27 protein-coding genes are annotated in these 26,760 nt (G+C 49.2%); 14 read left to right on the forward strand and 13 right to left on the reverse strand.

Translation table 11 applies throughout. The features are described from left to right. Nucleotides 1-15 precede the first annotated feature (15 nt). The 5 genes from msrQ to ACXUPB_RS04395 form a co-directional block, all read right to left on the reverse strand. Nucleotides 16-633 (reverse strand): protein-methionine-sulfoxide reductase heme-binding subunit MsrQ, encoded by a 618-nt coding sequence (gene msrQ, locus ACXUPB_RS04375; RefSeq protein ID WP_472955573.1) that lies wholly within the window; start codon nucleotides 631-633, stop codon nucleotides 16-18. After that, on the reverse strand, nucleotides 633-1,649 hold the full coding sequence (gene msrP, locus ACXUPB_RS04380) for a protein-methionine-sulfoxide reductase catalytic subunit MsrP (RefSeq protein ID WP_472955576.1): 1,017 nt from the start codon (nucleotides 1,647-1,649) through the stop codon (nucleotides 633-635). Before msrP ends, msrQ begins: the two co-directional genes overlap by 1 nt. 104 nt (nucleotides 1,650-1,753) lie before the next feature. Then, complete coding sequence (locus ACXUPB_RS04385; RefSeq protein ID WP_472955578.1) at nucleotides 1,754-3,250, reverse strand: HAMP domain-containing sensor histidine kinase; 1,497 nt, start codon at nucleotides 3,248-3,250, stop codon at nucleotides 1,754-1,756. 17 nt (nucleotides 3,251-3,267) lie between these two features. Then, complete coding sequence (locus ACXUPB_RS04390; RefSeq protein WP_472955580.1) at nucleotides 3,268-3,969, reverse strand: winged helix-turn-helix domain-containing protein; 702 nt, start codon at nucleotides 3,967-3,969, stop codon at nucleotides 3,268-3,270. A 47-nt stretch (nucleotides 3,970-4,016) separates the two neighbouring features. Next, a complete protein-coding gene (locus tag ACXUPB_RS04395) occupies nucleotides 4,017-4,280 on the reverse strand; it encodes a hypothetical protein (RefSeq protein ID WP_472955582.1) in 264 nt (87 codons plus the stop codon). Between the two features lie 230 nt (nucleotides 4,281-4,510). On the opposite strand from ACXUPB_RS04395, the gene ACXUPB_RS04400 reads away from it, so the two are divergent. The 7 genes from ACXUPB_RS04400 (at nucleotide 4,511) to ACXUPB_RS04430 (ending at nucleotide 11,155) form a co-directional block, all read left to right on the forward strand. Further along, nucleotides 4,511-5,482 (forward strand): DUF2157 domain-containing protein, encoded by a 972-nt coding sequence (locus ACXUPB_RS04400; protein WP_472955584.1) that lies wholly within the window; start codon nucleotides 4,511-4,513, stop codon nucleotides 5,480-5,482. Then, on the forward strand, nucleotides 5,479-6,564 hold the full coding sequence (locus ACXUPB_RS04405; RefSeq protein WP_336274792.1) for a DUF4401 domain-containing protein: 1,086 nt from the start codon (nucleotides 5,479-5,481) through the stop codon (nucleotides 6,562-6,564). Before ACXUPB_RS04400 ends, ACXUPB_RS04405 begins: the two co-directional genes overlap by 4 nt. Next, nucleotides 6,554-7,087, forward strand: a complete 534-nt coding sequence (locus ACXUPB_RS04410; RefSeq protein ID WP_472955586.1) for a GDYXXLXY domain-containing protein — start codon at nucleotides 6,554-6,556, stop codon at nucleotides 7,085-7,087. Before ACXUPB_RS04405 ends, ACXUPB_RS04410 begins: the two co-directional genes overlap by 11 nt. A gap of 189 nt (nucleotides 7,088-7,276) precedes the next feature. Then, nucleotides 7,277-9,004 carry a mechanosensitive ion channel family protein gene (locus tag ACXUPB_RS04415; RefSeq protein WP_472955587.1) on the forward strand — a complete coding sequence of 576 codons (1,728 nt, stop codon included), beginning with the start codon at nucleotides 7,277-7,279 and terminating at the stop codon, nucleotides 9,002-9,004. 190 nt (nucleotides 9,005-9,194) lie between these two features. Beyond that, nucleotides 9,195-9,566 carry an antitoxin Xre-like helix-turn-helix domain-containing protein gene (locus tag ACXUPB_RS04420; protein WP_022519610.1) on the forward strand — a complete coding sequence of 124 codons (372 nt, stop codon included), beginning with the start codon at nucleotides 9,195-9,197 and terminating at the stop codon, nucleotides 9,564-9,566. Continuing rightward, nucleotides 9,563-10,312: an RES family NAD+ phosphorylase gene (locus ACXUPB_RS04425; protein WP_472955591.1), complete on the forward strand. Its 750-nt coding sequence runs from the start codon at nucleotides 9,563-9,565 to the stop codon at nucleotides 10,310-10,312. The genes ACXUPB_RS04420 and ACXUPB_RS04425 overlap by 4 nt, the downstream gene beginning before the upstream one ends. Nucleotides 10,313-10,390: 78 nt before the next feature. Further along, nucleotides 10,391-11,155 (forward strand): alpha/beta hydrolase family protein, encoded by a 765-nt coding sequence (locus ACXUPB_RS04430; RefSeq protein ID WP_472955593.1) that lies wholly within the window; start codon nucleotides 10,391-10,393, stop codon nucleotides 11,153-11,155. 56 nt (nucleotides 11,156-11,211) lie between these two features. Here the strand turns inward: ACXUPB_RS04430 and ACXUPB_RS04435 are convergent, their stop codons facing one another. The 4 genes from ACXUPB_RS04435 to ACXUPB_RS04450 all read right to left on the reverse strand — a co-directional run bounded on the left by ACXUPB_RS04435 (nucleotide 11,212) and on the right by ACXUPB_RS04450 (nucleotide 14,528). Then, complete coding sequence (locus ACXUPB_RS04435) at nucleotides 11,212-11,703, reverse strand: RidA family protein (protein ID WP_290841760.1); 492 nt, start codon at nucleotides 11,701-11,703, stop codon at nucleotides 11,212-11,214. A gap of 100 nt (nucleotides 11,704-11,803) precedes the next feature. Next, nucleotides 11,804-12,205 (reverse strand): c-type cytochrome, encoded by a 402-nt coding sequence (locus tag ACXUPB_RS04440; protein ID WP_290841761.1) that lies wholly within the window; start codon nucleotides 12,203-12,205, stop codon nucleotides 11,804-11,806. 12 nt (nucleotides 12,206-12,217) lie between these two features. Continuing rightward, nucleotides 12,218-13,804 (reverse strand): flavin monoamine oxidase family protein, encoded by a 1,587-nt coding sequence (locus ACXUPB_RS04445; RefSeq protein ID WP_290841762.1) that lies wholly within the window; start codon nucleotides 13,802-13,804, stop codon nucleotides 12,218-12,220. A 343-nt stretch (nucleotides 13,805-14,147) separates the two neighbouring features. Continuing rightward, nucleotides 14,148-14,528, reverse strand: a complete 381-nt coding sequence (locus ACXUPB_RS04450; protein ID WP_472955595.1) for a DUF952 domain-containing protein — start codon at nucleotides 14,526-14,528, stop codon at nucleotides 14,148-14,150. Nucleotides 14,529-14,811: 283 nt separating this feature from the next. Between ACXUPB_RS04450 and ACXUPB_RS04455 the strand changes: the two genes are divergently transcribed. From ACXUPB_RS04455 to ACXUPB_RS04485, 7 genes are all read left to right on the forward strand, one after another. Continuing rightward, nucleotides 14,812-16,314, forward strand: a complete 1,503-nt coding sequence (locus ACXUPB_RS04455; RefSeq protein ID WP_290841764.1) for an amino acid adenylation domain-containing protein — start codon at nucleotides 14,812-14,814, stop codon at nucleotides 16,312-16,314. Continuing rightward, complete coding sequence (locus tag ACXUPB_RS04460; protein ID WP_472955596.1) at nucleotides 16,311-16,544, forward strand: phosphopantetheine-binding protein; 234 nt, start codon at nucleotides 16,311-16,313, stop codon at nucleotides 16,542-16,544. Before ACXUPB_RS04455 ends, ACXUPB_RS04460 begins: the two co-directional genes overlap by 4 nt. 15 nt (nucleotides 16,545-16,559) lie before the next feature. Then, complete coding sequence (locus tag ACXUPB_RS04465) at nucleotides 16,560-17,513, forward strand: chlorinating enzyme (RefSeq protein WP_290841766.1); 954 nt, start codon at nucleotides 16,560-16,562, stop codon at nucleotides 17,511-17,513. Nucleotides 17,514-17,578: 65 nt separating this feature from the next. Next, nucleotides 17,579-18,232 (forward strand): alanyl-tRNA editing protein, encoded by a 654-nt coding sequence (locus ACXUPB_RS04470; RefSeq protein ID WP_290841767.1) that lies wholly within the window; start codon nucleotides 17,579-17,581, stop codon nucleotides 18,230-18,232. Between the two features lie 15 nt (nucleotides 18,233-18,247). Further along, nucleotides 18,248-19,153 (forward strand): DMT family transporter, encoded by a 906-nt coding sequence (locus tag ACXUPB_RS04475; RefSeq protein WP_290841768.1) that lies wholly within the window; start codon nucleotides 18,248-18,250, stop codon nucleotides 19,151-19,153. 1 nt (nucleotide 19,154) lies between these two features. Beyond that, the gene (locus ACXUPB_RS04480) at nucleotides 19,155-19,868 is read left to right on the forward strand and encodes a thioesterase II family protein (RefSeq protein ID WP_290834890.1); all 714 of its coding nucleotides are present in this window, start codon (nucleotides 19,155-19,157) and stop codon (nucleotides 19,866-19,868) included. 32 nt (nucleotides 19,869-19,900) lie between these two features. Beyond that, complete coding sequence (locus tag ACXUPB_RS04485; protein ID WP_290834888.1) at nucleotides 19,901-20,452, forward strand: helix-turn-helix domain-containing protein; 552 nt, start codon at nucleotides 19,901-19,903, stop codon at nucleotides 20,450-20,452. 242 nt (nucleotides 20,453-20,694) lie between these two features. Here ACXUPB_RS04485 and ACXUPB_RS04490 read toward each other — a convergent pair whose 3' ends face one another. From ACXUPB_RS04490 to ACXUPB_RS04505, 4 genes are all read right to left on the reverse strand, one after another. Then, the gene (locus ACXUPB_RS04490) at nucleotides 20,695-21,375 is read right to left on the reverse strand and encodes a 4'-phosphopantetheinyl transferase family protein (protein WP_290834886.1); all 681 of its coding nucleotides are present in this window, start codon (nucleotides 21,373-21,375) and stop codon (nucleotides 20,695-20,697) included. 603 nt (nucleotides 21,376-21,978) lie between these two features. Further along, on the reverse strand, nucleotides 21,979-22,746 hold the full coding sequence (locus ACXUPB_RS04495; RefSeq protein WP_472955600.1) for an AMP-binding protein: 768 nt from the start codon (nucleotides 22,744-22,746) through the stop codon (nucleotides 21,979-21,981). Nucleotides 22,747-22,822: 76 nt separating this feature from the next. Then, nucleotides 22,823-24,028, reverse strand: coding sequence for an IS256 family transposase (locus ACXUPB_RS04500; RefSeq protein ID WP_035565815.1), 1,206 nt, complete (start codon nucleotides 24,026-24,028; stop codon nucleotides 22,823-22,825). A gap of 23 nt (nucleotides 24,029-24,051) precedes the next feature. Continuing rightward, nucleotides 24,052-26,754 carry an MFS transporter gene (locus tag ACXUPB_RS04505; RefSeq protein WP_472955602.1) on the reverse strand — a complete coding sequence of 901 codons (2,703 nt, stop codon included), beginning with the start codon at nucleotides 26,752-26,754 and terminating at the stop codon, nucleotides 24,052-24,054. Between the last annotated feature and the right edge of the window lie 6 nt (nucleotides 26,755-26,760).

A 26,760-nucleotide genomic window follows, 5' to 3' on the forward strand; every position in this document is an offset into this window, starting at 1 on the left:
GAAAGTTTTCCTTCCTTAACGGCTAAACCGATAGCGCAGTTTAGGCAGCGTGCGAGCGACTGGCGGTAGGCGAGTGCTCATGATCAGCGCCGCAATAGCGGCATACATGGCCCATTCCTGCATATCCGCGCGCACCACCCAAAAGAAGTGCAGCAGCACCAAACCCAAAATAGCGTAGGAAAATTTGTGCAGCGGCTTCCAGCGTTTGCCTAAGCGTTTCATCGCCCAGCGGTTGGACGTGGCGCCCAGTACGGCAAGGCCGATCAGTGCGATCATGCCAACGATGATGTAGGGCCGCTTGACGATCTCGCTACCCAGCAGGGCCCAGTTAAGCCCCAGGATAAACAGCGCATAACAGAGCATATGCAGGGTGGCGTAAGCGAGCGTCCAGAGACCCAGCTGCCGCCGGATCAGGGCAAAGCCCTTCCAGCGGGTAAGCTTGGTGAGTGGGGTAAGGCTTAGGGTAAGTAACAGCATCCACAGCGCGCCAATGCCGATGTTCAGCAGCAGGTAATTTCCTGGCTCGGGGCCAGCGGCATTAATCGCCACCTGCCAGCTCCAGAACAGCAGCGGGGCTAGCGCGGCCAGAAACACGCCCACGCGCCATGCTAACCATATACGTGGGCTGGCCATTAGTAATTTTCCTTCAAATCCATACCCGCATAGAGATCGGCGACTTCATCGGCGTAGCCGTTGAACATCAGAGTGTCGATGGTGTTGGGGTTAAAAAGCGTATTGGGTAGACGCCGCTCGGTGGCTTGGCTCCAGCGCGGGTGATCGACCTCTGGGTTGACGTTGGCATAGAAGCCGTACTCGTTGGCAGCAATTTCCTGCCAGGAGTTAACCGGCTGCTCTTCCACCAGCGAGATACGCACAATCGATTTGATGCTCTTAAAACCGTACTTCCAGGGCACCACTAGCCGGAGGGGGGCGCCGTTTTGGTTGGGCAGCTCGCGGCCGTACATGCCCATGGCCAATATCGTCAGCGGGTGCATGGCTTCGTCTAAGCGCAGGCCTTCCACGTAGGGCCAGTCAATGACCGAGAACGAGGAGCGCTGACCGCGCATTTGCTCTGGGTCGACCAGGGTTTCAAAACGTACATACTTGGCTTTGCTGGTGGGGTCGGCGCGTTTGATGATGTCCGCCAGCGGAATACCCAGCCAGGGAATCACCATTGACCAAGCCTCTACACAGCGCAGGCGGTAAATGCGCTCTTCAAACTGCGATGGCTTGGCGAAGTCCTCCAGGGCAAATCGCCCGCCGTTATTGACTTCGCCATCGACCACCACGCTCCAGGGCTCGGTTTGCAGACTGCCAGCATGGCGGGCGGGGTCGCGCTTATCGGTGCCAAACTCGAAAAAGTTGTTGTAGCCACTGGCGTCGTCAAAGGGGGCGATTTTGTCCTTATCAGGGTTACTAGGAGTGATGGCGCGCCACTCGGTCTCGCTGATTTTCTCCTTTAGCCACGCTGGCGCATCGCCTTCCGGTACATCAGAGTAGTCTTCACTGGCGCGGACGTGGCCGGATAGCGCGAGCCCTGCGCCTAGACCTGCCATGCCGCCCATAAAGCGCCGCCGGGAGAGGTAGATGGATTCTGGCGTGACATCGGATTCGTGTAAGTCACTGGGTTTGGCAATCTTAATGAGCATTGGGTGCCTCCATTCGCGATGGATAAGGTGTTATAGCTGTGACCATCTTGTACAAGATTTATCACAGAAAATTCGCAAAGTTATTACGTTTTTTAAACGTCGCTTTAGAAGGACGTGTATATCGGCAAGCGTATACAGAAGGACGCTCCCCCAGCGGCGCGGTTTTCTACACGGATATCGCCCCCCTGAAGGGTCATGATTCTGCGTGCAATGGCCAGCCCTAGCCCTGCATGGCCAGCGCCGTCAGTCGCTTCACCACGATAGAAGGGATCAAAAATATGCGGTAGATCCTGTTCGGCTATGCCGGGGCCGCTATCCTGCACGTAAACCTCGGGTTTACCCTCCGCCTGGCCGACAATAACGTCAATACGACTGCCCGGAGGGCTGTAGGCAATAGCGTTGCTGATCAGGTTGTCCAACACCCGTTCGGTCATGGCCAGGTCGGCGTAGGCGGTGGGCAATGCCGGATCGCCGCTTAGGCTGAGCGTTAGCTGGCTTTCCTGTGCGGATTGGCTGTGTTTCTGCACTACATCGTGAACCAGCTCGGCCAGCGGGAAGGGCTCCGGCACCGGCTGTTTTTCCTGCGCCTCAAGGGCGGCTAGCTCGAAGAGCTCATCCACCAAGCGACTTAGGCGGCGGCCCTCTTTGAGGGCGATATCGAGAAAGCGATCCTGCTCCTGGGGGCTGAGGCGGTCACGTCTTAATTTCAGACTTTCGATATAGCCCTGTATGGAAGCCAGCGGCGTGCGCAGATCATGGGATACCTGGGCCACCAAGCGGCGACGCTGGGCGTCCTTTTCCTTCAATTGTTCAATTTGAGAGACAATCCGGCTGGCCATGTCGTCGAAGGAAGCCCCTAGATAGTCGATCTCGTCGCGCACCACGGGCCGTCTGTCGCGCCATTTTGTCGTGTGAAAACCAGCGCTGGGCGAACTCTGGCTCATATCGCTGTTTTCAAACTCTGCTACCAGTCGCGTTAATGACCTCAATCGGCGGGTCAGTAGGTGGAAAATAGTCAGCCCCGCGACCATCGCCACTGCCAAGCTAACCAGCAACGCCCAGGCGCTCATCTCCAGAATACGGCCACCACGGGCCATGGTCTCCGCCGCGTCATACTCTTCCCCCCGCAGCACCACATAAAGATACCCTTCCGGGGTGTCTGCGGAGGGCACCGGGGTAACGGAAAAGACTTTCTGCCGGTCATGGCTGCGGGGGTCATCGCCGAGCAGCGGGTAAAGGCTCATGTCATCCATTAGCTTGCGTATGGGCCCCAGAGAAACCTGGTTGCGTTTGATCTTTGCTGGGTCTGCCGAATAGGAGAGGATAGTGCCATCGAGATCCAGCAGGTAGATCTCGATACTGGGGTTAATGGCCATGTAGAGGGCGAAAAGTTCTTCCATGGCGCTACGGTCAAGTTCACCGTCGCGGACTAGGTTCCTGTCAGATACTAAGTTCTGGGCCAGATCCTGATGCAGTGCCTGATTGACTGACGCACTGTATTCACGCAGCGAATATAGGCTAATAAAGGTGTACAGCAGGCCGACGGCCAGCAACAGCAAAAACAGGCCGAGGGCGAGCCGGGTGTAGAGTGTTTTCAGCATGGTGTTTTCAGCATGGTTTATTCGCGGAAGCGATAGCCCACCCCCCAAACCGTCTGGATAAAGGCCGGGTGAGCGGGATCCGTTTCGATCTTGCCGCGCAGCCGGTTGATATGGGTGTTGACGGTATGTTCGTAGCCTTCGTGGCTGTAGCCCCATACAGCGTCGAGTAGTTGAACACGGCTAAATACCCGCCCTGGGTGGCTGGCAAAGTGCCAGAGCAGGTCAAACTCTCGGGCGGTGAGTTCGACGGCTTGTTCGTGGATAAAAACACGCCGGCGAGCGGGGTCAATACGCAACCCATCGGCGGTTAACGCTTCATTGTTGGTTTCTACGGCAGGCGCCGACGCCATGGCATCCACGCGTCGAAATAAAGCCTTCACCCGGGCAGAGAGTTCGGCCACGCTGAAGGGTTTGGTGAGGTAATCATCCGCTCCGATTTCCAGGCCTAGCACTCGATCCAGTTCGGTACTTTTCGCCGTGAGCATCAGCACCGGAACGTAGCCCGAACCAGCGCGGATTTCCCGGCATACGGAAAGACCATCCATGCCAGGCAACATCAGGTCGAGAATCACCAAATCGATTCCCCCTTCACGAAAACGCGCAAGCCCGGTATCCCCCCGCTCACAAAGAACGGGGGTCATGCCGAGTTCGGCCACGTGTATACGGACGAGCTCACCAATACCCGGGTTGTCCTCAATAATCAGTACGTTTCGTGTCATAGCTGCCTGGCTTTTCAATGCTCGCGATAAGTTTGTGTGTCTAAGACTTACATGCCCTCGCTTTCCATGTCCTCTTCCATTTCCATATCGCCTTCGGACATGCTGTCATCTTGCATACCACTGTCCATTGAATCGTCCATGGTGTCATCCATAGAGTCGGACATATCGTCCATCTTCATGTCATCATTCTCCATGGACTCATGCATGTCGTCTTCCATCATGCCCTCTTCGGACATTTTCTCATCGGCATGGCTGGCCGCCGCCATCAGGCTGAGCAGACAGATGGCAGTGAAGGTAGTGAACTTTTTCATAGTGATTTCCCCTGGATGTTAAGTCTGCCGGGTTGACAGGCTTAACAACATCCTAGGTACTCACAATCACAGTAGCATCACGCGGTGTTAAAGAGTGTATCGCGCAAATCTCACAAAAGTGTCACAGGTGGACGAATGACAGTGCGATGTCAACGGTATCAACTCCCATATTTTAAAAAGTTAGTTTTAAAAATTTAGATTCAACAAGTTAGTTTCAACAAGGAACCCCCATGGCATCTACCCGCCGTGAACTGATATCACTGATTGAGCAGGGCGTGATACCGCCTGAACAGGTGACGCGCGCAGTGCAAGCTTCTGGCCTGCACCCTTCGCCTCGCGCTTGGGCGCTGTTTATTGATCGCCTGCTACTGTGGCTGGGCGGGCTGGCGCTGGCCTTCGCGGTGCTGTTTTTCGTCGCTTATAACTGGGCCGAGATGGGCCGCTGGCTACGCTTTGGCGTGGTGCAGGTAGCGACGGTGCTGGCGGTGGGTATCGCCGTTTGGTCCAAGGCCAGCCCGATGGTTCAGCGTGTGGCGCTAACCTCGGCCACTTTATTGGTGGGCGTGCTGTTGGCGCTGTTCGGGCAGGTGTACCAGACGGGGGCCGACCCGTGGCAGCTGTTTTTTAGCTGGGCGCTGCTGACGCTGCCCTGGGTCTGGGTGGCGCGCTATGAGCTGCTCTGGGTACTGTGGCTGGGGTTACTTAACCTGGCCGTCGGGCTCTATTTTCGTACCTGGGGCGGGCCGTTTGGCGTTTTGACCAGTAGCGATGCTGCGCTTTGGGGGCTCTTTGGGCTAAACACCCTGGCATTAATAACCTGGGAGTGGGGGGCGCGTTTCCGGGGCTGGCCACGGCAGTGGGCGGTACGCTTGCTGGCGGTGGGCAGCGGGGTGCCGATAACGCTGTTAATGATGATGTTGATCGTCGATGGAGGCCTCGTATGGTCTCCTGTGCTGGCGATTTATCCTCTTTGGCTGATGGCGCTGTACGGCATTTACCGCTATTGGCGGCCTGATCTGTTTATGATCGCGGGCGGCTGTGTCTCGGCGTTAACGGTGACCACGCTGCTGCTTGCCAGGCGGTTGCTCTGGGAGGGTGATTGGCAGCCGGGTAGCTTACTGCTGCTGGCGATTATGGTGGTAATTATGGGCGCTGGAGCGGTGGTCTGGCTGAAGCGGCTACATCGGGAGATTGGCCAGTGATCAATAATACCAATGATTTAACCACCAGGCTGATACGAGCAGGTATTACGCTCAATGAGCCTACTTATACTGCACAGCTGGAGACGCCTTGGTTTGTGCGCTTGCTACAGGCGTTTTCAGGCTGGCTGGCGGCGCTGTTTCTGCTCGGTTTTATCGCCATGGGGGCGGTGTTTGTAATGGAAAACCCCATTGTCTCAATGGGGGTCGGGCTTGCCATGGTGGGTGCTGCTTTTGCGCTACTCCGTTCGGCTTCCAACGATGTAGTTGAGCACTTGGCGCTGGCGATTAGTTTGGCAGGGCAACTGCTCATCGCTTGGGCGATGGTCGAACTGTGGGAAACACCCGTGTATCCATCTTGGACACTGCTGGGGTGGTCAATGCTGGTCTTGCAGAGCGTGCTGGCGCTGATAATGCCAAGCTTGGTGCACCGCACGTTCTCAGCCTTTGCTGCCTGCTTGGCACTCTATGTGGCCTTGGCAGAGAGCGCTATAGCGGCTGTCGTGGGTGGCGTGGTGCTGCTGGCATTAACAATGCTATGGCTCAATGAGTTTCGTTGGTCTGGGCGTATTCGGGATGCGCAAGCGTGGGGCTATGGCCTATTGATAGGCCTGTTAGTCATACAGGGATTAACGCATAGCGATCAGCCGCTCTGGTTTGATAATCATGGCGCCGAGGTTGCCGGGCTGGCCCGCTGGTTTAATTCCGCCTTAGTGGCGCTCTCTTTAGCGTTACTGGGCTATGTGTTGCAGGGCTATGTATTTACCCGATCCAAGGTGCATTGGTCTCTTTATCTAAGCCCTGTGGCACTACTTTTGGTTGAACTCTATGTGCCGGGAGTAGGCCAGGGCGCGGTGGTTTTGCTGTTAGGGGTTGCGATTGGCCACCGTGTGTTGGTGGGGCTTGGGGGATTCTCGCTGCTGATGGGAATTAGCAGTTACTACTACTGGCTGGATGCAACGCTGTTAACCAAGGCGCTAATACTATTGATCATGGGTGGGCTGCTGTTGGCACTGCGCTGGTTATTGCGGCGATGGCTGATAGCGCTTAAACCAAGCGCAAAAGGAGCTGCCCATGAGGAATAACCGCAAGAGAAATCGCTGGATCATAGTGTTAACCACCGTCGTCGTGCTGGTGGTGGTGAACTGGGCAATTTGGCAGAAAGAGCGTCATTTAGCCGAGGGTGAAGTTGTTTACCTGGAGCTGGCGCCTGTCGACCCACGCTCATTGATGCAGGGCGACTATATGGCGCTAAATTTTGCACTGAGTAATCAAATTCACAGCGCGCTTCATCAGAGTGAGCGTGATGAAGACTCGCTGCAAGCTCGTAACGGTTACGTGGTGGTGCGTTTGGATGAACAGCGTATTGCCCACTTCCAGAGGCTGGATGATGGTTCCTCCTTACGCGACGACGAACGGCGCCTTCGCTACCGTTTGCGCAATGGTCAAGTACGCTTTACCACGGATGCGTTCTTCTTTCAGGAGGGCCACGGCGAACGCTATGAGCCAGCGCGTTATGGTCAGTTGAGGGTGAATACCAAGGGCGAGCCCTTGCTGGTGGCTTTATACAATGCGGAATTAACTAAGCTAGGAGAAAGCGTTAAGTAAAATTTACTTTATATGACGAGCTGTTCTCATCCCACTTTTCACTAGTGCATTCTGTCTTGCTTCATTCAGTAAGGTAGGCTGTACTTTGTTTCTCCACTGACATGGATAGTCCAGTAATGACGCTGGGCTGGCTCGACAGGGCCGGTCGGGGGGTAGTCAAACTGACCCACTTCAATGAATAAGGCATTTATGAAAGCAAACAGCTCGTGGCTCGCATGGGGTTTGTTGGTGATGGCACTGACATTTTCCAGCCTATGCGCGGCACAAACTCAGGGAGGAGAGAGCGAGGATAGCCAGTGGTTCAGCGTCGATACGTTGAATGCTGGGCTGGGTGAAGTTCCGGATGAAGTGAATCGCAGAACGCCGCGGGAGTCGGTGCGTAGTTTTGTCGAACTGACGGAAGAGGAGGAGTATGCCGCGGCGGCGCATTTGCTCAACCTTTCTGACCTATCTACTGATGAGCAAGCCGAGCAGGGCAGTGAGCTTGCCATGCAGCTGGCCGAGATATTTAAGCGTGGCGAATGGTTGAATGTTTCTAATCTCTCGGGACGCCAGGATGCTGCCATAGAAGATACGACGGGCCAGAACCCGCAGGCGGGGATGCCGCGCCGAGACATTGAAATTACCTCTCTTCGGGCCGACGGCGAGGCGTATGATATTCGCCTTGGCAGATACCAGGTAGAAGGTGAAGACCCCGTCTGGCTGATCATGCCGGAGAGTGTCTCGTCGATCCCGGTGCTGTATGTAGAGTATGGCCCTTCAATGCTGGAAGAGTATATCCCGAGCCGCTTCAAGTCCTCGTTTGGGATGCTGATGGTGTGGGAGTGGATCGCCATCCCCGTTTTTCTGTTATTTATCGGTTTAGTGGGTTGGGGGGTTTACGGTTTTGTGGGATTAACGGCCAAGTTATTACCTTCTGGTGCACAAAGTATCTTCGCCGCCCGTATTAAAGTCCCTATGGCGCTGGTCGTTATCTCGCTGATTACGCAGATGCTATTGGACTATGTGGTGTCCTTTTCTGCGGTGGCGACTACCACGTTTCGCGTGCTGTTGATCGCTGTTCTGGCGTGGGGAATTGGTACCATTGCGCTGCGATTTGTAGATACGATTATGCTGCGCTTAACGCGGCGACTGGTGGGGGAAATTGATGACACCAAGCCTAAAGACCAGCGTCGGCTGCTGACGTCGCTCTACGCGCTACGCCGGATCATTATTCTTATTACGGTTATCGCTGTATCGGTGTACGTGTTGGGGCAAATCCAGTTATTTGAGACGCTGGGATTATCTATTCTTGCCTCAGCCAGTGTTCTGGCGGTTCTGGTGGGCATTGCGGGTCAAGCAATGCTTGGCAATATTCTTTCCTCATTTCAGCTCTCCTTTGCAAAGCCTATCCGTATTGGCGATCTGGTGATTTTTGAAGACCAGTGGTGCTATGTAGAAGGCATCTTTTATACCTTTATTCGACTAAGGACGTGGGACGAACGACGTTTAATTGTTCCTGTTACCTATTTTACGGCCAAGCCCTTCCAGAACCTTTCAGTGAAAAGTACCAAAATGTATCGCTACGTGGAGCTTACCCTGCACTTAAGCGCTGATATCGGGTTGATAAGGGATAAGTTTTTGGAATTTGCCAAAGAGGAAGACAGCGTTATCGAACACCACAAGCTGCTCTGTTACGTGACGGCACAAACAGGAACGGCGCAAATCGTCACCTGTTACCTCATGACCTCAGACCCTATGGCCGGGTGGACAGCAGAAATGAACGTGCGTGAGAAGCTGCTGACCTTTATCCGTGATAATCATCCCGAGTGGTGGCCACGAGAAATTGTGGTGATCAGCCACAATGATATCGCCCGCGGGGCGCAAGGCAAGCGTTCTCCAGGAATGAAGAGTGCTGAGGTGGATCCATCTGAGTAGGCGAGGCTTAGACAGCGGTAAGCGCCTTTGCGTGGGAAGTCAATCGTTAGATTTAGCCTTGATAAAATAAGGATAAAGGAAACATGTGTGGCTATGCACACTCTCGTTGAACAAGTGAAGACAACACGGATATGTGAATAAACAGCTTTTTTGCTATTATTGATGAAAATGCATCTTTATGAGGCGCGCCATGCCAGCCCTTACTCAAACAAAGCCCACCCCGGAGATGGTGCTAGCTAAAGCAGTTCTGCGTGCTGCTGAGCAATTGGGGTTATCGCAGTCTGATTTAGCAGAGGTGCTAGGCGTACACCGCACGACTATTACCCAACTTAAAAAAAGCCTGAAGCTTGACCCGAACTCTAAGCAGGGTGAACTAGCTCTGCTGCTTATCCGCTTAGCCCGAGCATTATTCGCTCTTACCGGAGGCGACCAAACATGGATTCAGCATTTTATGCGAACATCCAACCGTGTTACTGGTGGCATCCCGGCCGAGCAGGTAACACGGTTGGAGGGGCTGTTTGCGGTACTGAGATTCGTGGATGGTATGCGGGGTAAAGTGTGAGTGTGTGGGAAGCCTGTGGCGGCGCGCGAAATATTGAACCTATTTCCGGAACCCTTTATCGACTGGTGGAAAGTCAGGAGCAAGTCGCAACGCTTAGCTATGTTGACACGTTAGAAGAGCAGGAGATGCTTGAAGCACTGCTTGAAACTGCTAAACCGCCTTACCCTGAACAGGAGCGAGACCTGCACTATCTTCTAAAAACCCCTTTTCGGTATCCCCCTCTCAAATGGGGGTCACGCTTTGGCCGTGTGTTTGAGCCAAGCATTTTCTATGGCGGTAAGGAAATTGCTACCACGCTCGCTGAATCGGCCTATTACCGACTGGTTTTCTGGTACTCCATGGAAGGTGATCCCGTTACCGCCTCACTGCGCTCAGAGCACACACTCTTTTCTGTAGACTATGCCGCTAAACGGGGAGTGAGGCTATGCGCAGGCTTCTTTGCCGACCACCTTGCGGTACTGAAACATCCAGTTGATTACGCCCCGTGTCAGCAATTGGGTAGCGCAATGCGTGGGGCAGGCGTTGAGGCGTTTGAGTATGCCTCCGCCAGAGATATTCAGGGTGGTGCGTGCGTGGGTTTGTTTACCCCTGAGGCGCTTGCCCAGCATGAGCCAGCCGATATGCGGCCTTGGCTTTGCGTTACAAATGCCGCTCAAGTGTCATTTAAACGCAAAGACGCATCAGGCGTTTATACCTACCACCTGAATGATTTTCTCCACCAAGGCGTGCTGCCTTTTCCTGCTTAGTGAATGGCTTCCCGAGCAGGGTTTGACAAAAATTTTAGTTTGGATGAATCAGAAAACAAGGAAGGAGTAGTTGTCTAAATGCGTTTAAATATCGTGCAGCGCTTACTACCCGGCTGGGGCGTGACCTACGGCCCGCCGGGTGATGGCCCTTTCCCGGCTATTATGCTGCTGCATGGTTCTGAAGGGGCATGGGCGGGGTGGAGCCATCGTGACGCGATGCTATTCGCCGCCCATGGCTTCTTGGCGTTCCCTTATGGCTACTCAAGTGGCGGTAATGCATGGAACGCGGGGCATATTATTGATTACCCACTGGATCGCAGTGTAGAGGCATTTAAAGCCCTACGGGAATTCCAGTTCGCTGATGAGCGAGTAGGGCTCTATGGCATCTCCCGCGGCGCCGAACATGCGTTATTGCTCGGCTTACTGATGGCAGTAGATAATATCGAAGGTATGCCTGATGCCATTGCCGCGCATAGCCCGCCAGATGTTGTGTGCGGTGCCTTTGATGCCCGTAGTTTTCGTGATGCGGGGGATCCAGGCTGGCAAGCCTGGGATGTCAGCAAACGCGCTTGGACGTGGCAGGGTAGCCATGAAGGTTTATTGCCGACCACGCCGATCGAAATCGAACGCTACCCTGGGCCTCTACTGCTTTCCCATGGCACCAAAGACCGCATGTGGTCGGTGGAAATGACCAAGCGCCTGGAACAACGCCTGCGCAAGCATGGCCGCAGCCCGGAAGTGCATTACTACGAAGGCGAAGATCATATACCCAGTAGCGCTGGGCAGAATATTCACTATCAGTTGCTGCTCGATTTCTTTTCAAATCATTTGATAAAGCCATAAAAAAAACAGCCGACTACTTTGACGTAGTCGGCTGTTTTGCTTTGCTGGTCTTAAATTTATGGCCTAACAGCGGTGACTTCTAGTTCGACCAGCCAGCCTGGGTTTACGAGAGCATCAACGACCATGGCGGAACGCACTGGCAGGTTAGGCTGCTCTTCCGTGCCAAAAAATTGCGTATAGCCCGCCATAAATCCTTGGAAGTCGACGGCCTCACCCTCTGGCGCTACCAGGAACGCCTGCATTTTGATGATATCGCCCACGCCTAAGCCCAGACCTTCCAGCTGCCCTTTAATGCGATTCATCACCGTCACGGTTTGTTCTTCAGTGGTGCCAAACGCTTCGGCACTATTGGGGGCGGCATCTTCATTAATCACGCTTGGAACCGTGCCGCTAAGGTAGACCATTGTCTTGTCTGCAGGCACTTCAACCGCTTGGAGGATAGGAAAGTCAGAGTTTGGAATAGGGTGGCGAATGATATCTTCCGCAAGTGCGGAGCCCGCATAGGCGGTCAGAAGTGTTAGGCCGATAATGGTGCTTTTGAAATTCATTATGTATTTCCTTTTGGGTGGGTAATGAATGTGTTTTACGTTATTTAAAACATTACTTAAAACGTTACTTAAAACACTGCTTAAAAATTAGTGAACACCCTTAGCGCATGCTATTCACCAATTCTGCGCTCGCTGGGTTGTCAGGGTAGTTATTGCCAAAGTTGCTGCGGATAAAGTTCACCACCGAGGCAACTTGCTCGTCATCCAGTAAGCCACCCAAAGCGGGCATGGCTTTATGGCCGTTTACAATAAGGCTGACCGGATAAGCGGTCGCTACTAAGCTTGAATTGTTCGTCAGCGCTGGATAGTCTCCAGCCCCCTTTGCACCTTGCCCATTGGGCATATGGCAACCGGCACAAACGCCCGCATAGATGGAAGCCCCATCGGTTTGAGTCAACGTGGAGGGGTCGTCGAACCAGGTGCTGGTATCAATGGAGGTCTCCTGGGCGATGGCTGACATGGAGAGGGTAAGTGCTGCCGCTGATGTGATGAGTGTTTTCATATCGCGAACTCCTCAAGCCTCAGTAATGGTGGTGTGTAGGCGTTCGACGGCATCCAATGCGGAGAGAACAGCCCCTTCCATCCAGGCGGGTAGATAGGAGATATGTTCGCCTGCCATTAGCGTTCGGCCATCCATCGCGGTGGCATCCTGGTAGTCCGCTTCGCGGTCTTGCCATAGGCCATAGCAACCTAATGTCCATGGAACACGATGCCATGCGACTGAAGCACCGGTTTTGAACTCATCGTAATATTGAGGGTGAATCTGCGAACCGTACTCCATCACTTTGTCGAGACGTTCATCGGGGGAGAGGGCGTTAAATTGATAGGCATAGGCGCCCCAGGGGTAAGCCGCTAAAAGGACGCCTGGGCCATCGCTAAACATGTTGTAAGGTGGGTAAGAAATTAATGTAATGGGCAGATTGGTATAGCTAATGCCGCCATAGATATGTTCGTCCTCTTCCCAAAAGCGCCGCTTAAACTCAATGCCAGCCTTGAAGGCTGATGCATAGGGCATCGAATCAATAATCTTGCTCATGCGCGGTGAGAAGTCATGGTCAATCTGGCTAAGCACGGAAAACGGAATGGTGCAGATACAGTAATCGGCCGTTTCTGTCTGCTCATTGCTACCACTATCGGCAGATATCCAAGAAGCGGTTACTTGGTCGTCTTCGTGGCGTATGCGAGTCACTTTCGCGTTGTAGGTAATCAGCTCGCCAACCTGTTCTTCAAACCCTTTTGCAATCATGTCCATTCCACCCACTGGCTGGAAAATGGTGGACTGCATATGTAGGTTGTCGCCCGCGGTAAGGTTGCGCCACAGCGTTGAGTTAAGTATCTCTGATAGCGAATTGACCTGAGAAGGCTCCGGCTTTCCATCCACGCCGCCGCCTTCCGGGTGACTCCAGCCACGGAAGGTAGAAGACTCACTGCCCGTTACATAGTCTAGGCTGTCATTTAGTGCGCCATAGCGTTTAAGCGCAGCCACCAGTTTTTCTGCATCTTCCGCACTCACCGCCTGGTCTAGCCCGGTTTGATCTACGACTTTGGCTAGTAACTCTGCGACGTGCCCTCTGAAATCGGTGGCCACTTCCTTAAAGCGTTGAGGCTGGCCATTGAAGGCCTCTGAGTCGTGTAGGTAAGCGTTGTAGTTGACTTGGATAAAGGGCTCAAGCTTTACCCCAAAGCGTTTGCAGTAATCCAATACGGCGAAGTGATCCGAGGGGATTCTCCATGGGCCTGGATTGAGGTAGTTGCCTTCGGCAAAATCGATTTGCTGAGTAAAGCCGCCCAGCTCGGTGTAGCTGTCTCCGCCGCGTAACGTCCAGCAGCGGCCACCCGCTTTGTCGCGATACTCAAGAACCTTGACGTTATAGCCAGCGTTGCGCAGCTCGAAGGCGGCCGTCATACCTGCTAAACCAGCCCCTAAGATTAAGATATTGGTATTATCAGGAGCTCCCTGTAGGTTTAAGCGCCCTCGCCAATTAGACTGAGATGCAAAGCCCATTGTGCTCATTGCGGAATACATGGCCGCAGCCCCCGCCACCGCGCCCACCATGCCTAAAAAAGACCGACGCGTTACCCCTTCTGGATTGAATGACATTGCTACCTCTCTATGAAGTCATAGGCAGGCAAGTAGAGTCCTTTCAGTAACGCGATGTCGTCCTACTGCAGCAGGCGCTGCGTTGAATTAATCTTCAGGGCTCTAATTATCCGGCCAATAAGCGTAGTATTTGAACATATGCAGGTGATGTGCCAAATTAAATTAACCCTTTGTTTTAGTTATATAAGTAAAAGTTGATACATTATTTGAAGACAGCACACATCGATAAAAACGTCCAACTTAGTGCGCGTTTCTAGGGGGTATCTCATTTTTGGTGCGAAACGGGGATTGTATTGGAAAGTGGATATCTGCTTTTGATTTCCCTTATATTCCGCATGATCTTCTAGCGATTTTCTCCCAACCCAAAAAGCCCATCTCGGTAGCTAAGAGGTGTGGCGGTGATGATGGCTGCTTGGGGTAGGTTGTCGATATGCGCTCTCGGTTGCAGCCAGGGCTGCTCATCGCTGGGAGGCAACCACTCAATGCGGTCGTTAAATAGCGCATCATCAATCTCTAACACTAACGGTGCTTCTGCATAGACGAAGTACTTGTTGGCGATAAAAAGAACAGCTTCTTCAACATTCAAATGAACGCAGTCGAGCTTATGATCGTTTCCGCAGCGGGGCACATAGCCAAGTTGCTGAGTTTGATCCCAAATAGTTTTACTGATGACTCTGAATAAGCGCATGGCGTTTTTTGTGCTGGCTAGGGATACATAAAGCATAAAGCTAACTTTAGGTTGAGTGGCGTGCTGAAGCCGTGCTGCAGTGTGAATAATTGATTCATGAGAAGGCATATGAGGTTTTTATGTAGCTAATATTTCTAGTTAAATCAATTTTTTATGCCACTTTAAGGTTTTTTTTTCTATTTTTCCTTGGATGTCTTTCGTTCTGTATGCTATACCATATGTACGGTATACGGAACAGTTGTCATGCAGAACAGCAAGTCTATTGATCCACCTTGTATGGAATATTTAGATAGCACAGCGGAAAAAATAAGGGGGTATAATGATTAAGGGGAGCCCAGAAGGCTATCTACAATTAGAATGTCGAAGTGATAAAGAATTAGTAAAAAAATTTGAATACAATGCATTGTTGTATGGAGAAAAAATAGCAATTAGCGATAGTGAAAAACAATACACGTATCAAGAGCTTAATTCGTTAGCAAATAAGAGGTGTGCTGAGATTATAGCTATGGGTGTCAATGAAGGAGAGGGAGTTGCTATAATGCTTTCCCACTCTGTGGAGTTGATTGTATATATAGTCGCAGTATTGAAGGCAGGGGGTTTTTATATTCCAATCGATTTAAAAAACCCACCTGAAAGACAAAATTATATTTTAAAAAACTCAAACCCAAAAGCAAAAATATCATACAGTTGTGGGGAAATAGTAATAACATTACTTGATGACTATAGAGATGTTCATTCTTTAATACAAGAGAACTTAGCCTATGTTATTTATACTTCAGGCACTACTGGTGAGCCTAAAGGAGTAGGTGTAAGTCATAAGAATGTTGAGCAGTTACTATTGAATACAGAGAGCTTGTTCGATTTCAATGAGGAGGATGTTTGGGTTTTATGTCACTCGTATGCTTTTGATTTCTCCGTATGGGAAATATGGGGCGCTCTGTGGTATGGAGCAAAGCTAATTATTCCAGATGAATTGATGATAATCGAAATAAGTAAATTTGCAGAATATTTAGTTAAAAATAGAGTTACAGTTTTAAATCAAACACCAACAGCATATAGAAATTTGCAATTTAAATTAATCGATAACACACAGCTTAGCTTGAGATATTTAATATTTGGAGGGGAAAGGCTAAATACAATAATTTATGAAAACTCTTTTCATAAATTAAGGGGTAAAGGAGTGATGCTAATCAATATGTATGGAATAACAGAAACAACTGTTCATGCTACATATCATGAAATTACTGAAAAAGAAATAGGTACAAGTGATTCTATTATTGGAAAAGTGTTACCTGGGTTTTCTTACGTAATATTAGATAAAAGTGGCAATTATAGTAATGAGGGAGAGCTTTTTTTAAGCGGGCCGCAGATGTCCTTGGGATATATATTTGACGAGGAGAAGACAAATAATAATTTTGTTAAGCTCAATAATGGGAAAAATGTTTTTTATAAAAGCGGTGATATCGTAAAGGAAAATAAAGATGGCGTGCTTGAGTATTTGGGACGCGATGATAATCAAGTAAAAATAAGAGGATATAGGGTAGAGATTGGAGAGGTTGAAGCTAGGTTGGCGACATTGCCAGGTATTAATATTTTAGCTGTACTTAAAGCCGATAACGACATTAGTGGTGAGGAGCTTGTTTGCTTTTATGAAAATACTTCAGGAAACCAATTTAAAACTAAGGAGGTAAAGCTTATGTCTAGAAAGTTGTTAGTAAGTTATATGATGCCTACCTACTTTGTAGAAGTAAGAGAAATAGAGAGAACATTAAATGGGAAAATAGATAAAAGGCAATTAATGAAAAAATGGAGAAATGAATGAAAAGTATTAGTGATATTAAACAGAGAGAAGTATTTGTCGAGTGGGTTCGAGAAATGTTGGATGATCAAACAATAAATGGAGATGATAATTTTCTTGATATTGGTGGTAACTCTCTTTTAGCTATCGAGTTGATAGCAAGGTATGAGCATGAGTATGGAGTTAAAATTTCAATGCTGAATTTGCTTCAATCTAGTATAGATGAAGCTTTGATAAACTCACAAACTGTATGAAAAAGAGGAACGAAAATGAGTAATTCAAATAAACTTTTTTGCCTTAGCCCTGAAGAGTTAAATTCTTTTGAAAAGAATGGTTTTATAGGCCCTTTTTCAATCTATTCGCCTGAAGAGATGGACTCACTTTGGGATAAAATTAGAAGAAAAATACCGGATAGGAGTTATGCAGCATACCCAGTCGACTCTCATGGTGGAGTCACCAATATTTCAAATTATGATCGCCACCTGGATATAGATGAACTTGCATCTCATATTTGTAATAGACACATTGTTGATCGGGTAGTATCTATATTGGGGGATAATGTTTTATGTTGGAGAACAGAGTTTTTCCCAAAATACCCAGGCGATGAAGGAACTGATTGGCATCAGGCCGATACATTTGCGAATGCGAGTGGAAAACCTCAAATTCTTTGGCCTGGGGAAAGTGAAGATAATTTTAATGGGGGGACATTAACAGTTTGGACTGCATTTACAGACTCAACTAAAGAAAATGGGTGCCTACAGCTGATTCCCGGCTCCCATAAAAAAATGAATTATGATGAACAAAAAACAATGGAATTCAAACCTGAGAGGATCAATGCTCTTCAAAAGGATGGTCTTAGCAGAGGATTTTTTGGTTATGATTATAGAGACTTAAAGATTGACCCTGAGTGGAGTCCCGATGAAAGTAAAGCATTTCCGGTAGTTATGAAACGCGGTCAGTGCTTAATTTTTTGGTCTACTTTAATGCATGCTTCGCTTCCTAATATTAATACCGATAGGAAGAAATACCGGATGGGTTTTGCAACTCGCTATGTACCTTCAAGTGTCACTGTGTACCCAAATACAAAAGTAGTAGATGAATATGGAGGGAAAATACCACTTGATAATTTTGGAAATGTACTAGTAAGTGGTGAAGATAAAAGTGGAGGGGCCAATAAGTATAGAGAAACTACTCTTAAAGGAACTCCTTTTGTTGTTAAATGATTTAAAATTGGGTCTGGTATTTTTGTTGCCAGACCTTATTTTCATTGTAGTTGGGAAGAGCCGTTATGCAAGAACAAATATATTTATCTAATACTTACTGTTTTTATAAAAAAAGCAATATCTTAGATGTGGTTCAGTATCGCGGAGAGAGCTGGATTGCCCTTGAGAAAAATATTTTTCATCCCAAAGGAGGGGGGCAACCGAGTGATATTGGTTTTATAGATGGAATAAAAGTTATAGAGGTAAAAAAAAATAAAGAAGGAATTGTATTTCTTAAATTGCAGGATGGTTATAAACCGTTAGGTTCGGTTGAAGCCGAAATTGATAAAGAAAATCGTAAGAAACTAGCAGCACTGCATACCGCTGGCCATTTGATAAATGCGGTTATGAAGTGCCAAGGTTTTAGTTACTATAGTTGTAATCATGAACCAAGGAAGTCAAGAGTAGTTATGCAGCTTTGCAGTTATGTCGATAAATGTATTATAGGAGATATGATTGAGGAAAACGTTAATAATATCGTAAAAAAAGGTTTTCCAGTCACGGCGACTTATTCTGAAGAAGGTTTAAGGGTAATAACTATAGGGCATGAGATAATAGATCATTGCGCTGGAACCCATGTGAAAAAAACAAGCATGATAGAAGAATTCAAAATTAGGTCTATAAAGGTGAAAAAAGAAACTCTTTCAGTTGGATATGATTGCTCTCACACACTACACTAAATTATAAGGTTATTTATGACTCAATTAGAAAATTCATCTCTCAGCAACCAACGATTAATTTTTACAGACCTAACTGTTGTTGGTGTTGCAGTAGTGTGGGGATCAAGTTATGTAGCTATGCAAGAGGTGGGCAAGTACCTTGAAGTTCAACCTTTTTTAGCCGTAAGATTTCTAGTTGCTCTACCTATATTGGTTTATTTGTTTAACTCACAACTTAAAAAAATAAATAGAAAGGAAGTAGGTGTTGGTCTTTTTTTGGGGGTATTGCTTTTTTTTATACTTTCTTTAGAAACGACTGGTGTTAAATACACTTCAGCCGCTAATGCTGGTTTTATTATTGCAGTTTCAGTTGTTTTAGTACCATTGTTTGAAAGGATAATTGGAGGAGTGAAGAAGAAACTATCGGTATATATATTCTCTTTTATAGCCCTCTTTGGCTGCTTTTTACTCAGTCGGCCAACTTCTTCTGGGTTGGGTTTTATGCTTGGGGATTATATTATCCTTGGAGCCGCTTTTATAAGAGGCTTGCAGATTTTTTATTTTGGCCATTTTACTAAAAAAAGCAATGTTTCAACTACAAATATTACTTTAGTAGAGTTGTCACTTGTTGCTTTCTTAGCATGCACATGGTCTTTTGTGTTTAGTGATTTAGAGGATTTTGGTGTTACTAGTATCCCATTTTACATTTGGTTGATTGTCTTGTATCTAGGTATTATTGGAACATCATTTGCTTTTTTAGCACAAATTAATGCTGCACAGAAAACCAGCTCAACTAGAGTGGCATTAATTTTATCAAGTGAACCTGTCTTTGCAGCTTTTTTTGCTTGGGCAATTGCTAATGAAACACTATCTCTAATACAGCTCCTAGGTGGCTTGTTAATTTTTGTGGCTGCTTTTTTCGGAAGAATGAAGGAAGTCTAATATGACAATAAAGGAAAAGGGTATTTGTATCTATCTACTTCCTTTCGCTGGAGGAGGTGCCTCGGATATGAATCCATTAAGATCAAAGCTAGAGAAATACTATAATACAAATTGTATTGAGTTACCTGGTCGAGGTAGACGTTGGAGAGAATCATTTATTATAAGTATAGAAGAAGCTGTTGACGATATATGCCTTCAAATAAAAGATGATAATCATATTGTTATTGTTGGTCATAGTCTTGGTGCATACCTTGGCTTTATGGTTGCCTGTCGTCTCTCTCTTTTAAGCAGTGTTAGCTATATAGCGTTATCAAATTTTGCACCTTTAGCGAGGAACAAGCTTTTAGATAATATCTCTCTACTTAGTAGTCCTACCTATATTAGAGAAATTGTAGGAGATCGCGGGGTTCTAGACCAACTAAAAAGCTATGGAGATGAAGTTTATTTTTTGGCCTTAAATGTTTTAAAGAATGATTTGTTGTTATCTGATTCTTTCTTACGTTACAAGCAGAAGCCTAAGATGATATATGATATACATTTCATATATGGTCGCGATGAGGAGTATACAAAAGAAGATATAAGCAAATGGCAGCTTTCTACAAATAGTTTGTTGTTCGTTTATTCAGTTCAAGGTGGGCATTTTTTTCCTCAGGAATATCCAGAACAAGTAGCCTCTATTATATGTTCCATCTTGGAAGCTGCTGAGGTATATTAGTATTAATAATCAGTGTTTTTTTGGAATAAATAATGACTTACATTAAGACGCAGGCTACTTCCTCCGCCGATATAGGTGCTAAAATAAAAAATCTTCGTGTACAACGAGGTATAGGTTTAGGAGAACTGGCTAGATTGGCTGGAATTGGTAAGGCTACGCTCTCATCCTTGGAAGCAGGAAACGGAAACCCAAGGCTAGAAACGCTTGATGCAATTGCAATTGCACTTCGGCTTCCTCTCGGCGACTTGATCTCTCCTAATATAAACGAACAAGAAGTGGTTGTTCGAGCCACACCTCCTCCAGTAAAATTTAGTCAAGAACTTCTGTTTAGATTACCAAGGGGCCTATCAACTGAAATATGGCACCTAAGAATGAAAACAGATGAAGTTATTGAGAGTCCTGCGCATGCTACTGGTACTGCGGAGCATATATTTGTTTTTTCAGGTATGCTGAAAGTTATATCAAAGTCGAAAGAAGTGATTATAGAGCCTGGCGATTTCATTAGACTTATTACTGATGTTAAACACTCTTATATTGCAATAGGCGATGTTGATGGGTTAGTTGTTATGTCTTATTCTTTATAATACGATACATATTCAAGTATTAAATTGAACAGTTGTGTTTCTAATTTTTATTCGTTATAAGAGAAGCTTTTTTAATGGTTCTTAAGATGATTTATTCTTAACAATATGTAATTTATATTTCAGTGATTTTCGTTTTTTTTATGATTCCTCTTTGTGAGTAATAAAAATTATCTGGCTATATTTTTTTGAATTTTATAGCTAATCATTTCAGCAAAATAACTGTTTTAGTCATGGTTATAAAGCTACCATGGAGTGCGGCACTTATTCTGCCCTTGAGGTGAGATAACACACAAAGATAAACAAAGACCATAGTTAGCCCACTGACGTATAGGTAGTAAAAAATTTTGAGGAAACGGTGGTACTGCATGCTTGAATAGCAGCCCCCCTGTAGTGACTTTTAATTCGTCAAATTCTAAGTTTCTTTTACTTAAATAATATTGTGCTTTAAACCCTGCTTCTTTCATGGAAAATATACGAAGCGCTGCTAAACTAGGTGCTCCACCGACAAAATCAATCTCTTCTGGTTTGGCAACTTTTGAAATGTAAGAGTTGGCGATAGGAGTGAGGTTCTCGACATCGACACCGATACTTTGGGCATGGTGGGAAGAAGCGGCTACTGCTAAGCAAACGTTGTCCGTATGAGTGATACTTCCCACTTTGTCCTTAGGCCAGATCGGTGCGTGATCTTTTCCCATTGGTACAGATATAGGTCTACATCCGGTTAGTGTGAGTGCCGCATGAGCAGCATCGCGACCTGCTGAAAATTCAGCACGCCGTTTCTCCAAAGCATATCTCACCGCTTCTTCTTCCACGTCGAATAGCGGCTGTATTTCGTTTTTTGGGTCTCGGGTTGAGTAGGCAAGCCACCAGGGCCAATCTGTTTGGTTATCTCTAAGTAGACGGTCAAGTGATTCTTTGCTCATTCTTAGAGTCCTTAAGTAATGATCTATCGATGGTTGTTCTAAAGCAATTAGTATAGTAACACTGGCTGTATTATAAAAAGTGTTGACGATTTAATAGCTTTAAAGAGCGATCCTGGAAAAGGTGGGAATGAAAAATAACAGGCATGAACAGACTTGTTGACAAAAATATTGAAGAACCTCCTATTGTTCTTCTTTATCGATCCAGCTTAAAGAGCTGAATATAAAGAGCTTTAGAAATTGTCATGATTGAATTACAGATTTTCCAGCAATTATTGCCTAGTTGTAGCGTCACTTACTGTACCGCCAGTGGCGTCTCTTTTCTAGCCGTAATGCTGCATGGGCAGGCTGGAGTCTTCATTGCGTGACGCTACTCTATCTCGGCGTTTCTTTATGACGCTCAAGATCGCATGTGGGCGGGTGAGATGACCAAACGTCTAGAAAAACGCTTGCGAGAGCATGATCGCCACCTTGAAGTGCATTATTATGAGGGCGAGGATCATATCTCCAGCAGGGCCAGGCAGAATAGTCACTACCAGTTGCTGTTCGATTTTTTTCTAAACACCTTTAAATCATCATGACTGGGGGATTGTTGTAAACCAGATTTTAATCCGTTTGCTTTCCCAGATGCGCTTGAGCCAAACGTTTCGCCCCGGCAAAGTCTGCCTTACCAGAGCCAAGATGCGGAATGCTCTCTACCGTCAACCAGTGGCTGGGGATCATCATGGATGGCGTACCGTTGGCGAGCATGACGGCTTTTACGGTGTTGGCATCCAGCGCTGTTTCTGAGAGCAGCACAATGCGCTCGCCCTTGCGGCTATCGGGAATATTCACCGCTATCAGTGCGGTGTCTGTATCTTCAAGAGCCGCTTTAACTGCCGCCTCAACGGCGCTGAGGCTGATCATTTCACCGCCAATTTTGGCGAACCGGGCATAGCGGTCGATTAGAGTTAAGAAGCCGTCTTCATCGATAAAGCCTTTATCCCCCGTTATGTACCAGCGGTGACCATCGATCACGTGGAGCGCCTTGGCCGTGCGGTGGGGGTCGTTGAGATAGCCCTGCATAATTTGTGGGCCGCTAATCAATATCATGCCCGCCTCTCCGGTAGGCAGCTCTTCAAAGCTATCAGGGTCAACGATTTTGAAGCTGGTACCGGGTAACGGCATACCGACGGTGCCTGTTTTGCTGCCCCGCTGCACCTGCTGATAGTGAACGCCCATGGCGTCGGGAAGATTCACTGAGGCGACTGGGGCGATTTCCGTGGCACCGTAGCCTTCATACACAGGCTTGTGGAATTTCAACGCAAAGCTTTCGCGCACGTTTTCGTCGAGCTTCTCGGCCCCGGCAACCACTACCCTCAAGCTCTCCAGCATTAACGGATGCACCTTTGAACTGCGCACAAACAGCCTTAAAAGAGGGTGTTCAAAACTCTGTGTCAGCCAACCAGCCTTATAGGCTGATGTGATGTTCCAAGCGCCCTGGGAAGTGGATGGCCATCTGTGACAGCGTCAAGTTCCAGTTCTGCACGGGGTGCGTCCAGCGCTCAGAGGCCTTGAGTATACCGGCATAGAGCAGCTTGAGTAAGCTGTTCTCATTGGCGAAGCCGCCCTTGGTCTTGGTGAGCTTGCGGAACTGGCGGTGTACGGCTTCCACCGCGTTGGTGGTGTAAATCGCCTTGCGCACGTAATCGGGGTATTTGAAGTAGGCTGAGAGCGTGGGCCACTTGTCCCGCCAGGACTTGATAACCATGGGATATTTATCACCCCACTTGGCTTCCAGGTCATCAAGCGCAAGTTCGGCGGCATTGAGCGTGGCAGCCTTGTAGACGGCTTTCAGGTCGGCCATAAAGGCCTTCTGGTTTTTCGAGGCAATGTACTTCATCGAGTTCCGGATCTGGTGAATGATACAGTGCTGGATCTCGGTGTCGGGGTAAATCGACTCAATGGCTTCGGGGAAGCCCTTCAGTCCATCGATACAGGCAATCAGGATGTCTTTGACGCCCCGGTTGTAGAGGTCCGTGAGTACACTGAGCCAGTGGTGAGCACCTTCCTGGTCCGAGAGGTAGAGGCCGAGCAGTTCTTTCTTGCCCTCGATGTTCAGGCCAAGGAGCGTGTAGATCGCTTTGCTGACGTAGCGACCATTCTCTTTGATTTTGTAGTGAATGGCGTCGAGCCAGACAATGGGGTAAATAGCTTCCAGGTCACGCTCACGCCAGGCTTGCAGCTCCGGTAGCAGTTTGTCGGTGACGGCGTTGATGGTGCCGTTGGAGAGCGAAACACCATACAGCTCGGCGATGTGCGTACGGATGTCCTGATAGCTGTTACCGAGTGCGAACAGGGCAATGATTTTACGTTCCAGTTCGTCAGTAAGGTGGGTCTGGTGCTTCTTGACGATCTGGGGCTCGAAGGAGCCGGTCCGGTCTCTCGGTGCGTCCAGCTCAAAGCTGCCAGTCGGCCCCTTCATGGTCTTGCGACTGGAACCGTTCTTGCGGTTGGCTGTGTCCTCCGAGGCTAGATGGGCCTCCAGCTCACCTTGCATGGCGGCTTCGGTGAGTTGCTTGATCAACGGGGTCAGGATACCGTCTTTGCCGGTGAGGTCTTTGCCCTCACGCAGAGCTTGAAGTGCGGCATCCATATCGAACATAGGTTTGGTCATAAGTCATCTCTTTTCGGTTCAGTCTAAAGAAATGACACAGAATTCTGAACACTACCCCTTAAAAAGCTGGAGGTGCCGAACATGATAGTGGCTTTGTGCTTGGCAATAGCGCCCGCAATGCCGGGGGCATCGGTGGGGTCGGCGTGGCATACCAGCGGCAGCCCTTCAATCAGTGGCAGCAGCTGGGTGACCGTGAGGCCAAAGGCGTGGAACAGCGGTAGTGAGCCCATTACAACGTCGTTGCTCTGGGTGTTGAGCACGTCGGAGGTCTGTTTGATATTGGCCATCAGGTTGCGGTGACTGAGCATCACGCCCTTGGGTTCGCCTTCACTTCCGCTGGAGAACAGGATGGCGGCGGTGGCGTCGGCATCGTGGCCGTGGCAGAAGCAGCGCTGTAGTAGCCATGTTGGCAATAATCTCACCGCAAGCCAGGTGCTCAAGCGCTCAGCGCGGCCAATCGTGGTTTGCAGGTCTTCTAAAAAGACCACCTGCTTCTCGCGAAATAATTGGCTAACGTCGAGCCCGCGCTGCTCGAGCTTCTTCACAAAGTGCTGTGAGGTGAAGACGGTAGCGATTTCTGCCTGGGAAAGGGCAGAGGTCAGCGCTTCATGGTCGGCAGTGTAATTAAGGTTAACCACCGTTTTACCCGCCAGCAGCGTGGCCATATTAGTGATAACCCCGGCGCTGCTGGTCGGGAGCAGGAGGCCAACGTTCTGCCCTGGGTTGAGCTTACGTATACGTTTTGCCATCAGCAGGCTGGCGGTGAGCGCTTGGCTTGCGTTGAGTGGGCGGCCCAGGGTATCGGCCAGGGCCAAATCGCTAGGGCGGCGCTTAACGCTCTGGATCCAGGCGTTAGGCAAGGTGGGTAGCTCGCCCATGGCCCGCTGCCAAGAGCGGGTAGCCTGCTCAAAAATACGCCGTTTAAGCACATCGGCAGAGGTGTCTTTGGGCAGAGGCTTGCCAAAAGCGACCACTACCGAGCGGTGGAATGGCGAATTGCGCAGCTCTTTAAGCTTGCTGGATGAGCGTGAGAACTGGCTGCCCCACAGGCCACGTAGATAGAAAGGCACAATTTTGACATCTGGATTCGCCATTTCACAGGCGCGTTCATAGCCACGGCGGAACTCGCCTAGCTGGCCATTGCGGCTAATCGCCCCTTCAGGAAACAGGCATACCACCTCGCCTGCATTGAGCTGTTCAGCGACATCGGCCAAGGCCTTTTCGGCACCGCTGCCGCGCTCGATGGGAATACACCCCAAGGCTTTGAAGAACCAGCGTAGATACCAACGCTGATAAACCGATCTGAGCATTACAAAGCGCACTGGTCGAGGGCTGGCGATCTGAACCATGGCCCAATCCACCCAGCTGATATGGTTGCCCAATAGCAGCACGCCGCCCTGGGCGGGCAGGTTCTGCAAGCCATGGACGTCTACACGGTAGCGGCGTGTCAGCAGGAAGCTCAACAGAAAGCGCACCAAGCTTTGGGGCAGCTTAACAATGGTGTAACCACCGCCCACCATGGCCACGGTAGCGATCAGTAGCAGCAGGTAGTGGCTATTCACTCCCGCCAACGCGAACAGCGCCGTGAGCACCAAAAAGCCCATCATGGCGATGTTTTGAATCCAGTTATTAGCGGCCAGCACGGTGCCTAGTTCGTTGTCGGCGGCGTGAAACTGAATCAGTGCGTTAAGCGGCACAATGAACAGCCCGCCCATGATGCCGATAAACACAAAGTTCAGTGCTTGGCTAACGGGCGTGGTTAACAGCGGCAGGCACCATAAACCCACAGCCACCCCAACGGCGCCAACGGGAATCAAGCCGGTTTCAATACGGTTGTGGGAAAATTTGCTGGCGAATAGGGAACCCAGCGCAATCCCGATGCCGCTAGCGGCGAGAATACCCTGGAGCACTAAGGTGTTATCGATACTCAGGGCATCTTTGGCATAAGCGGGAAAAGCCGCCAGTAGCACTTGGCCCACTGACCAGAAGGTGGCAAGGCCGATAATGGAGAGCCTAATGACTGGCTGGCGAGCGATAATCCGCAGATTGTCTTTTAGGGCAGTGCCCTTGATGTAGCGCTGCCAGGTCAGCGGTGTGTCTGACCGAGTGGTGTGATCAAGCGGAAGGCGGTAAAGCGCCACCACCTGGAGGGCACTATTGAGCACCAGTAGCCAGCCCAGAGGGGCTATTTGGCGCAACAGCTGCGCTGGGGTTTGATCTTCAGGTGACACCCAGGTCTCAAATAGCGCGGTAAACGCCACGGTGCCCGCGAGAATGGCGCCAATGGTTACTGCCTGAATTAACCCGTTGGCTTCCGCCAAACGCGGCTTGCCGAACAACCCTTTTACTAAGCCGTATTTGGCCGGGGAGTAAAAGGCCGATTGAATCGCCAGCAATAGCGTCATGGCAAACGCCAGCCAAAACCAGCCTTGGTAGTAGGCGGCGGTGATGCCCAGTGAAACGGCCACGGCGGCCCAGGCCGATATGCGCAGAACGCGCACCTTGGGGTAGCTGTCAGCCACATGGCCCGCCGGGCTAAACAGTAAAATAAACGGCAGCAGGATAAGCCCGTTGACCAGTGCGGTGAGCACGACCTGTGCTTCGCCATCGTAACTTTTGAAGATCGTGTTCTGAATGACGATCTTGTGGCTTAGATCCACAAAGGCATTGAGAAAAATAGCGATCAGGTAGGGCCAGGCGCCCTTCAAGTGCAGCAGTCGATGCATGGTGGT

Source organism: Vreelandella sp. DA03-1M, assembly GCF_055725665.1.

What these genes read in the sequence shown, in the direction of transcription:
- msrQ (WP_472955573.1), bottom strand. Translation starts at nt 633, where the DNA reads ATGGCCAGCCCACGTATATGGTTAGCATGGCGCGTGGGCGTGTTTCTG.
- ACXUPB_RS04415 (WP_472955587.1), top strand. Translation starts at nt 7,277, where the DNA reads ATGAAAGCAAACAGCTCGTGGCTCGCATGGGGTTTGTTGGTGATGGCA.
- ACXUPB_RS04395 (WP_472955582.1), bottom strand. Translation starts at nt 4,280, where the DNA reads ATGAAAAAGTTCACTACCTTCACTGCCATCTGTCTGCTCAGCCTGATG.
- ACXUPB_RS04505 (WP_472955602.1), bottom strand. Translation starts at nt 26,754, where the DNA reads ATGCATCGACTGCTGCACTTGAAGGGCGCCTGGCCCTACCTGATCGCT.
- ACXUPB_RS04470 (WP_290841767.1), top strand. Translation starts at nt 17,579, where the DNA reads ATGCAAGAACAAATATATTTATCTAATACTTACTGTTTTTATAAAAAA.
- ACXUPB_RS04475 (WP_290841768.1), top strand. Translation starts at nt 18,248, where the DNA reads ATGACTCAATTAGAAAATTCATCTCTCAGCAACCAACGATTAATTTTT.
- ACXUPB_RS04480 (WP_290834890.1), top strand. Translation starts at nt 19,155, where the DNA reads ATGACAATAAAGGAAAAGGGTATTTGTATCTATCTACTTCCTTTCGCT.
- ACXUPB_RS04400 (WP_472955584.1), top strand. Translation starts at nt 4,511, where the DNA reads ATGGCATCTACCCGCCGTGAACTGATATCACTGATTGAGCAGGGCGTG.
- ACXUPB_RS04385 (WP_472955578.1), bottom strand. Translation starts at nt 3,250, where the DNA reads ATGCTGAAAACACTCTACACCCGGCTCGCCCTCGGCCTGTTTTTGCTG.
- ACXUPB_RS04445 (WP_290841762.1), bottom strand. Translation starts at nt 13,804, where the DNA reads ATGTCATTCAATCCAGAAGGGGTAACGCGTCGGTCTTTTTTAGGCATG.
- ACXUPB_RS04495 (WP_472955600.1), bottom strand. Translation starts at nt 22,746, where the DNA reads ATGCTGGAGAGCTTGAGGGTAGTGGTTGCCGGGGCCGAGAAGCTCGAC.
- ACXUPB_RS04435 (WP_290841760.1), bottom strand. Translation starts at nt 11,703, where the DNA reads ATGAATTTCAAAAGCACCATTATCGGCCTAACACTTCTGACCGCCTAT.
- ACXUPB_RS04455 (WP_290841764.1), top strand. Translation starts at nt 14,812, where the DNA reads ATGATTAAGGGGAGCCCAGAAGGCTATCTACAATTAGAATGTCGAAGT.
- ACXUPB_RS04485 (WP_290834888.1), top strand. Translation starts at nt 19,901, where the DNA reads ATGACTTACATTAAGACGCAGGCTACTTCCTCCGCCGATATAGGTGCT.
- msrP (WP_472955576.1), bottom strand. Translation starts at nt 1,649, where the DNA reads ATGCTCATTAAGATTGCCAAACCCAGTGACTTACACGAATCCGATGTC.
- ACXUPB_RS04460 (WP_472955596.1), top strand. Translation starts at nt 16,311, where the DNA reads ATGAAAAGTATTAGTGATATTAAACAGAGAGAAGTATTTGTCGAGTGG.
- ACXUPB_RS04410 (WP_472955586.1), top strand. Translation starts at nt 6,554, where the DNA reads ATGAGGAATAACCGCAAGAGAAATCGCTGGATCATAGTGTTAACCACC.
- ACXUPB_RS04420 (WP_022519610.1), top strand. Translation starts at nt 9,195, where the DNA reads ATGCCAGCCCTTACTCAAACAAAGCCCACCCCGGAGATGGTGCTAGCT.
- ACXUPB_RS04440 (WP_290841761.1), bottom strand. Translation starts at nt 12,205, where the DNA reads ATGAAAACACTCATCACATCAGCGGCAGCACTTACCCTCTCCATGTCA.
- ACXUPB_RS04500 (WP_035565815.1), bottom strand. Translation starts at nt 24,028, where the DNA reads ATGACCAAACCTATGTTCGATATGGATGCCGCACTTCAAGCTCTGCGT.
- ACXUPB_RS04465 (WP_290841766.1), top strand. Translation starts at nt 16,560, where the DNA reads ATGAGTAATTCAAATAAACTTTTTTGCCTTAGCCCTGAAGAGTTAAAT.
- ACXUPB_RS04490 (WP_290834886.1), bottom strand. Translation starts at nt 21,375, where the DNA reads ATGAGCAAAGAATCACTTGACCGTCTACTTAGAGATAACCAAACAGAT.
- ACXUPB_RS04430 (WP_472955593.1), top strand. Translation starts at nt 10,391, where the DNA reads ATGCGTTTAAATATCGTGCAGCGCTTACTACCCGGCTGGGGCGTGACC.
- ACXUPB_RS04390 (WP_472955580.1), bottom strand. Translation starts at nt 3,969, where the DNA reads ATGACACGAAACGTACTGATTATTGAGGACAACCCGGGTATTGGTGAG.
- ACXUPB_RS04450 (WP_472955595.1), bottom strand. Translation starts at nt 14,528, where the DNA reads ATGCTTTATGTATCCCTAGCCAGCACAAAAAACGCCATGCGCTTATTC.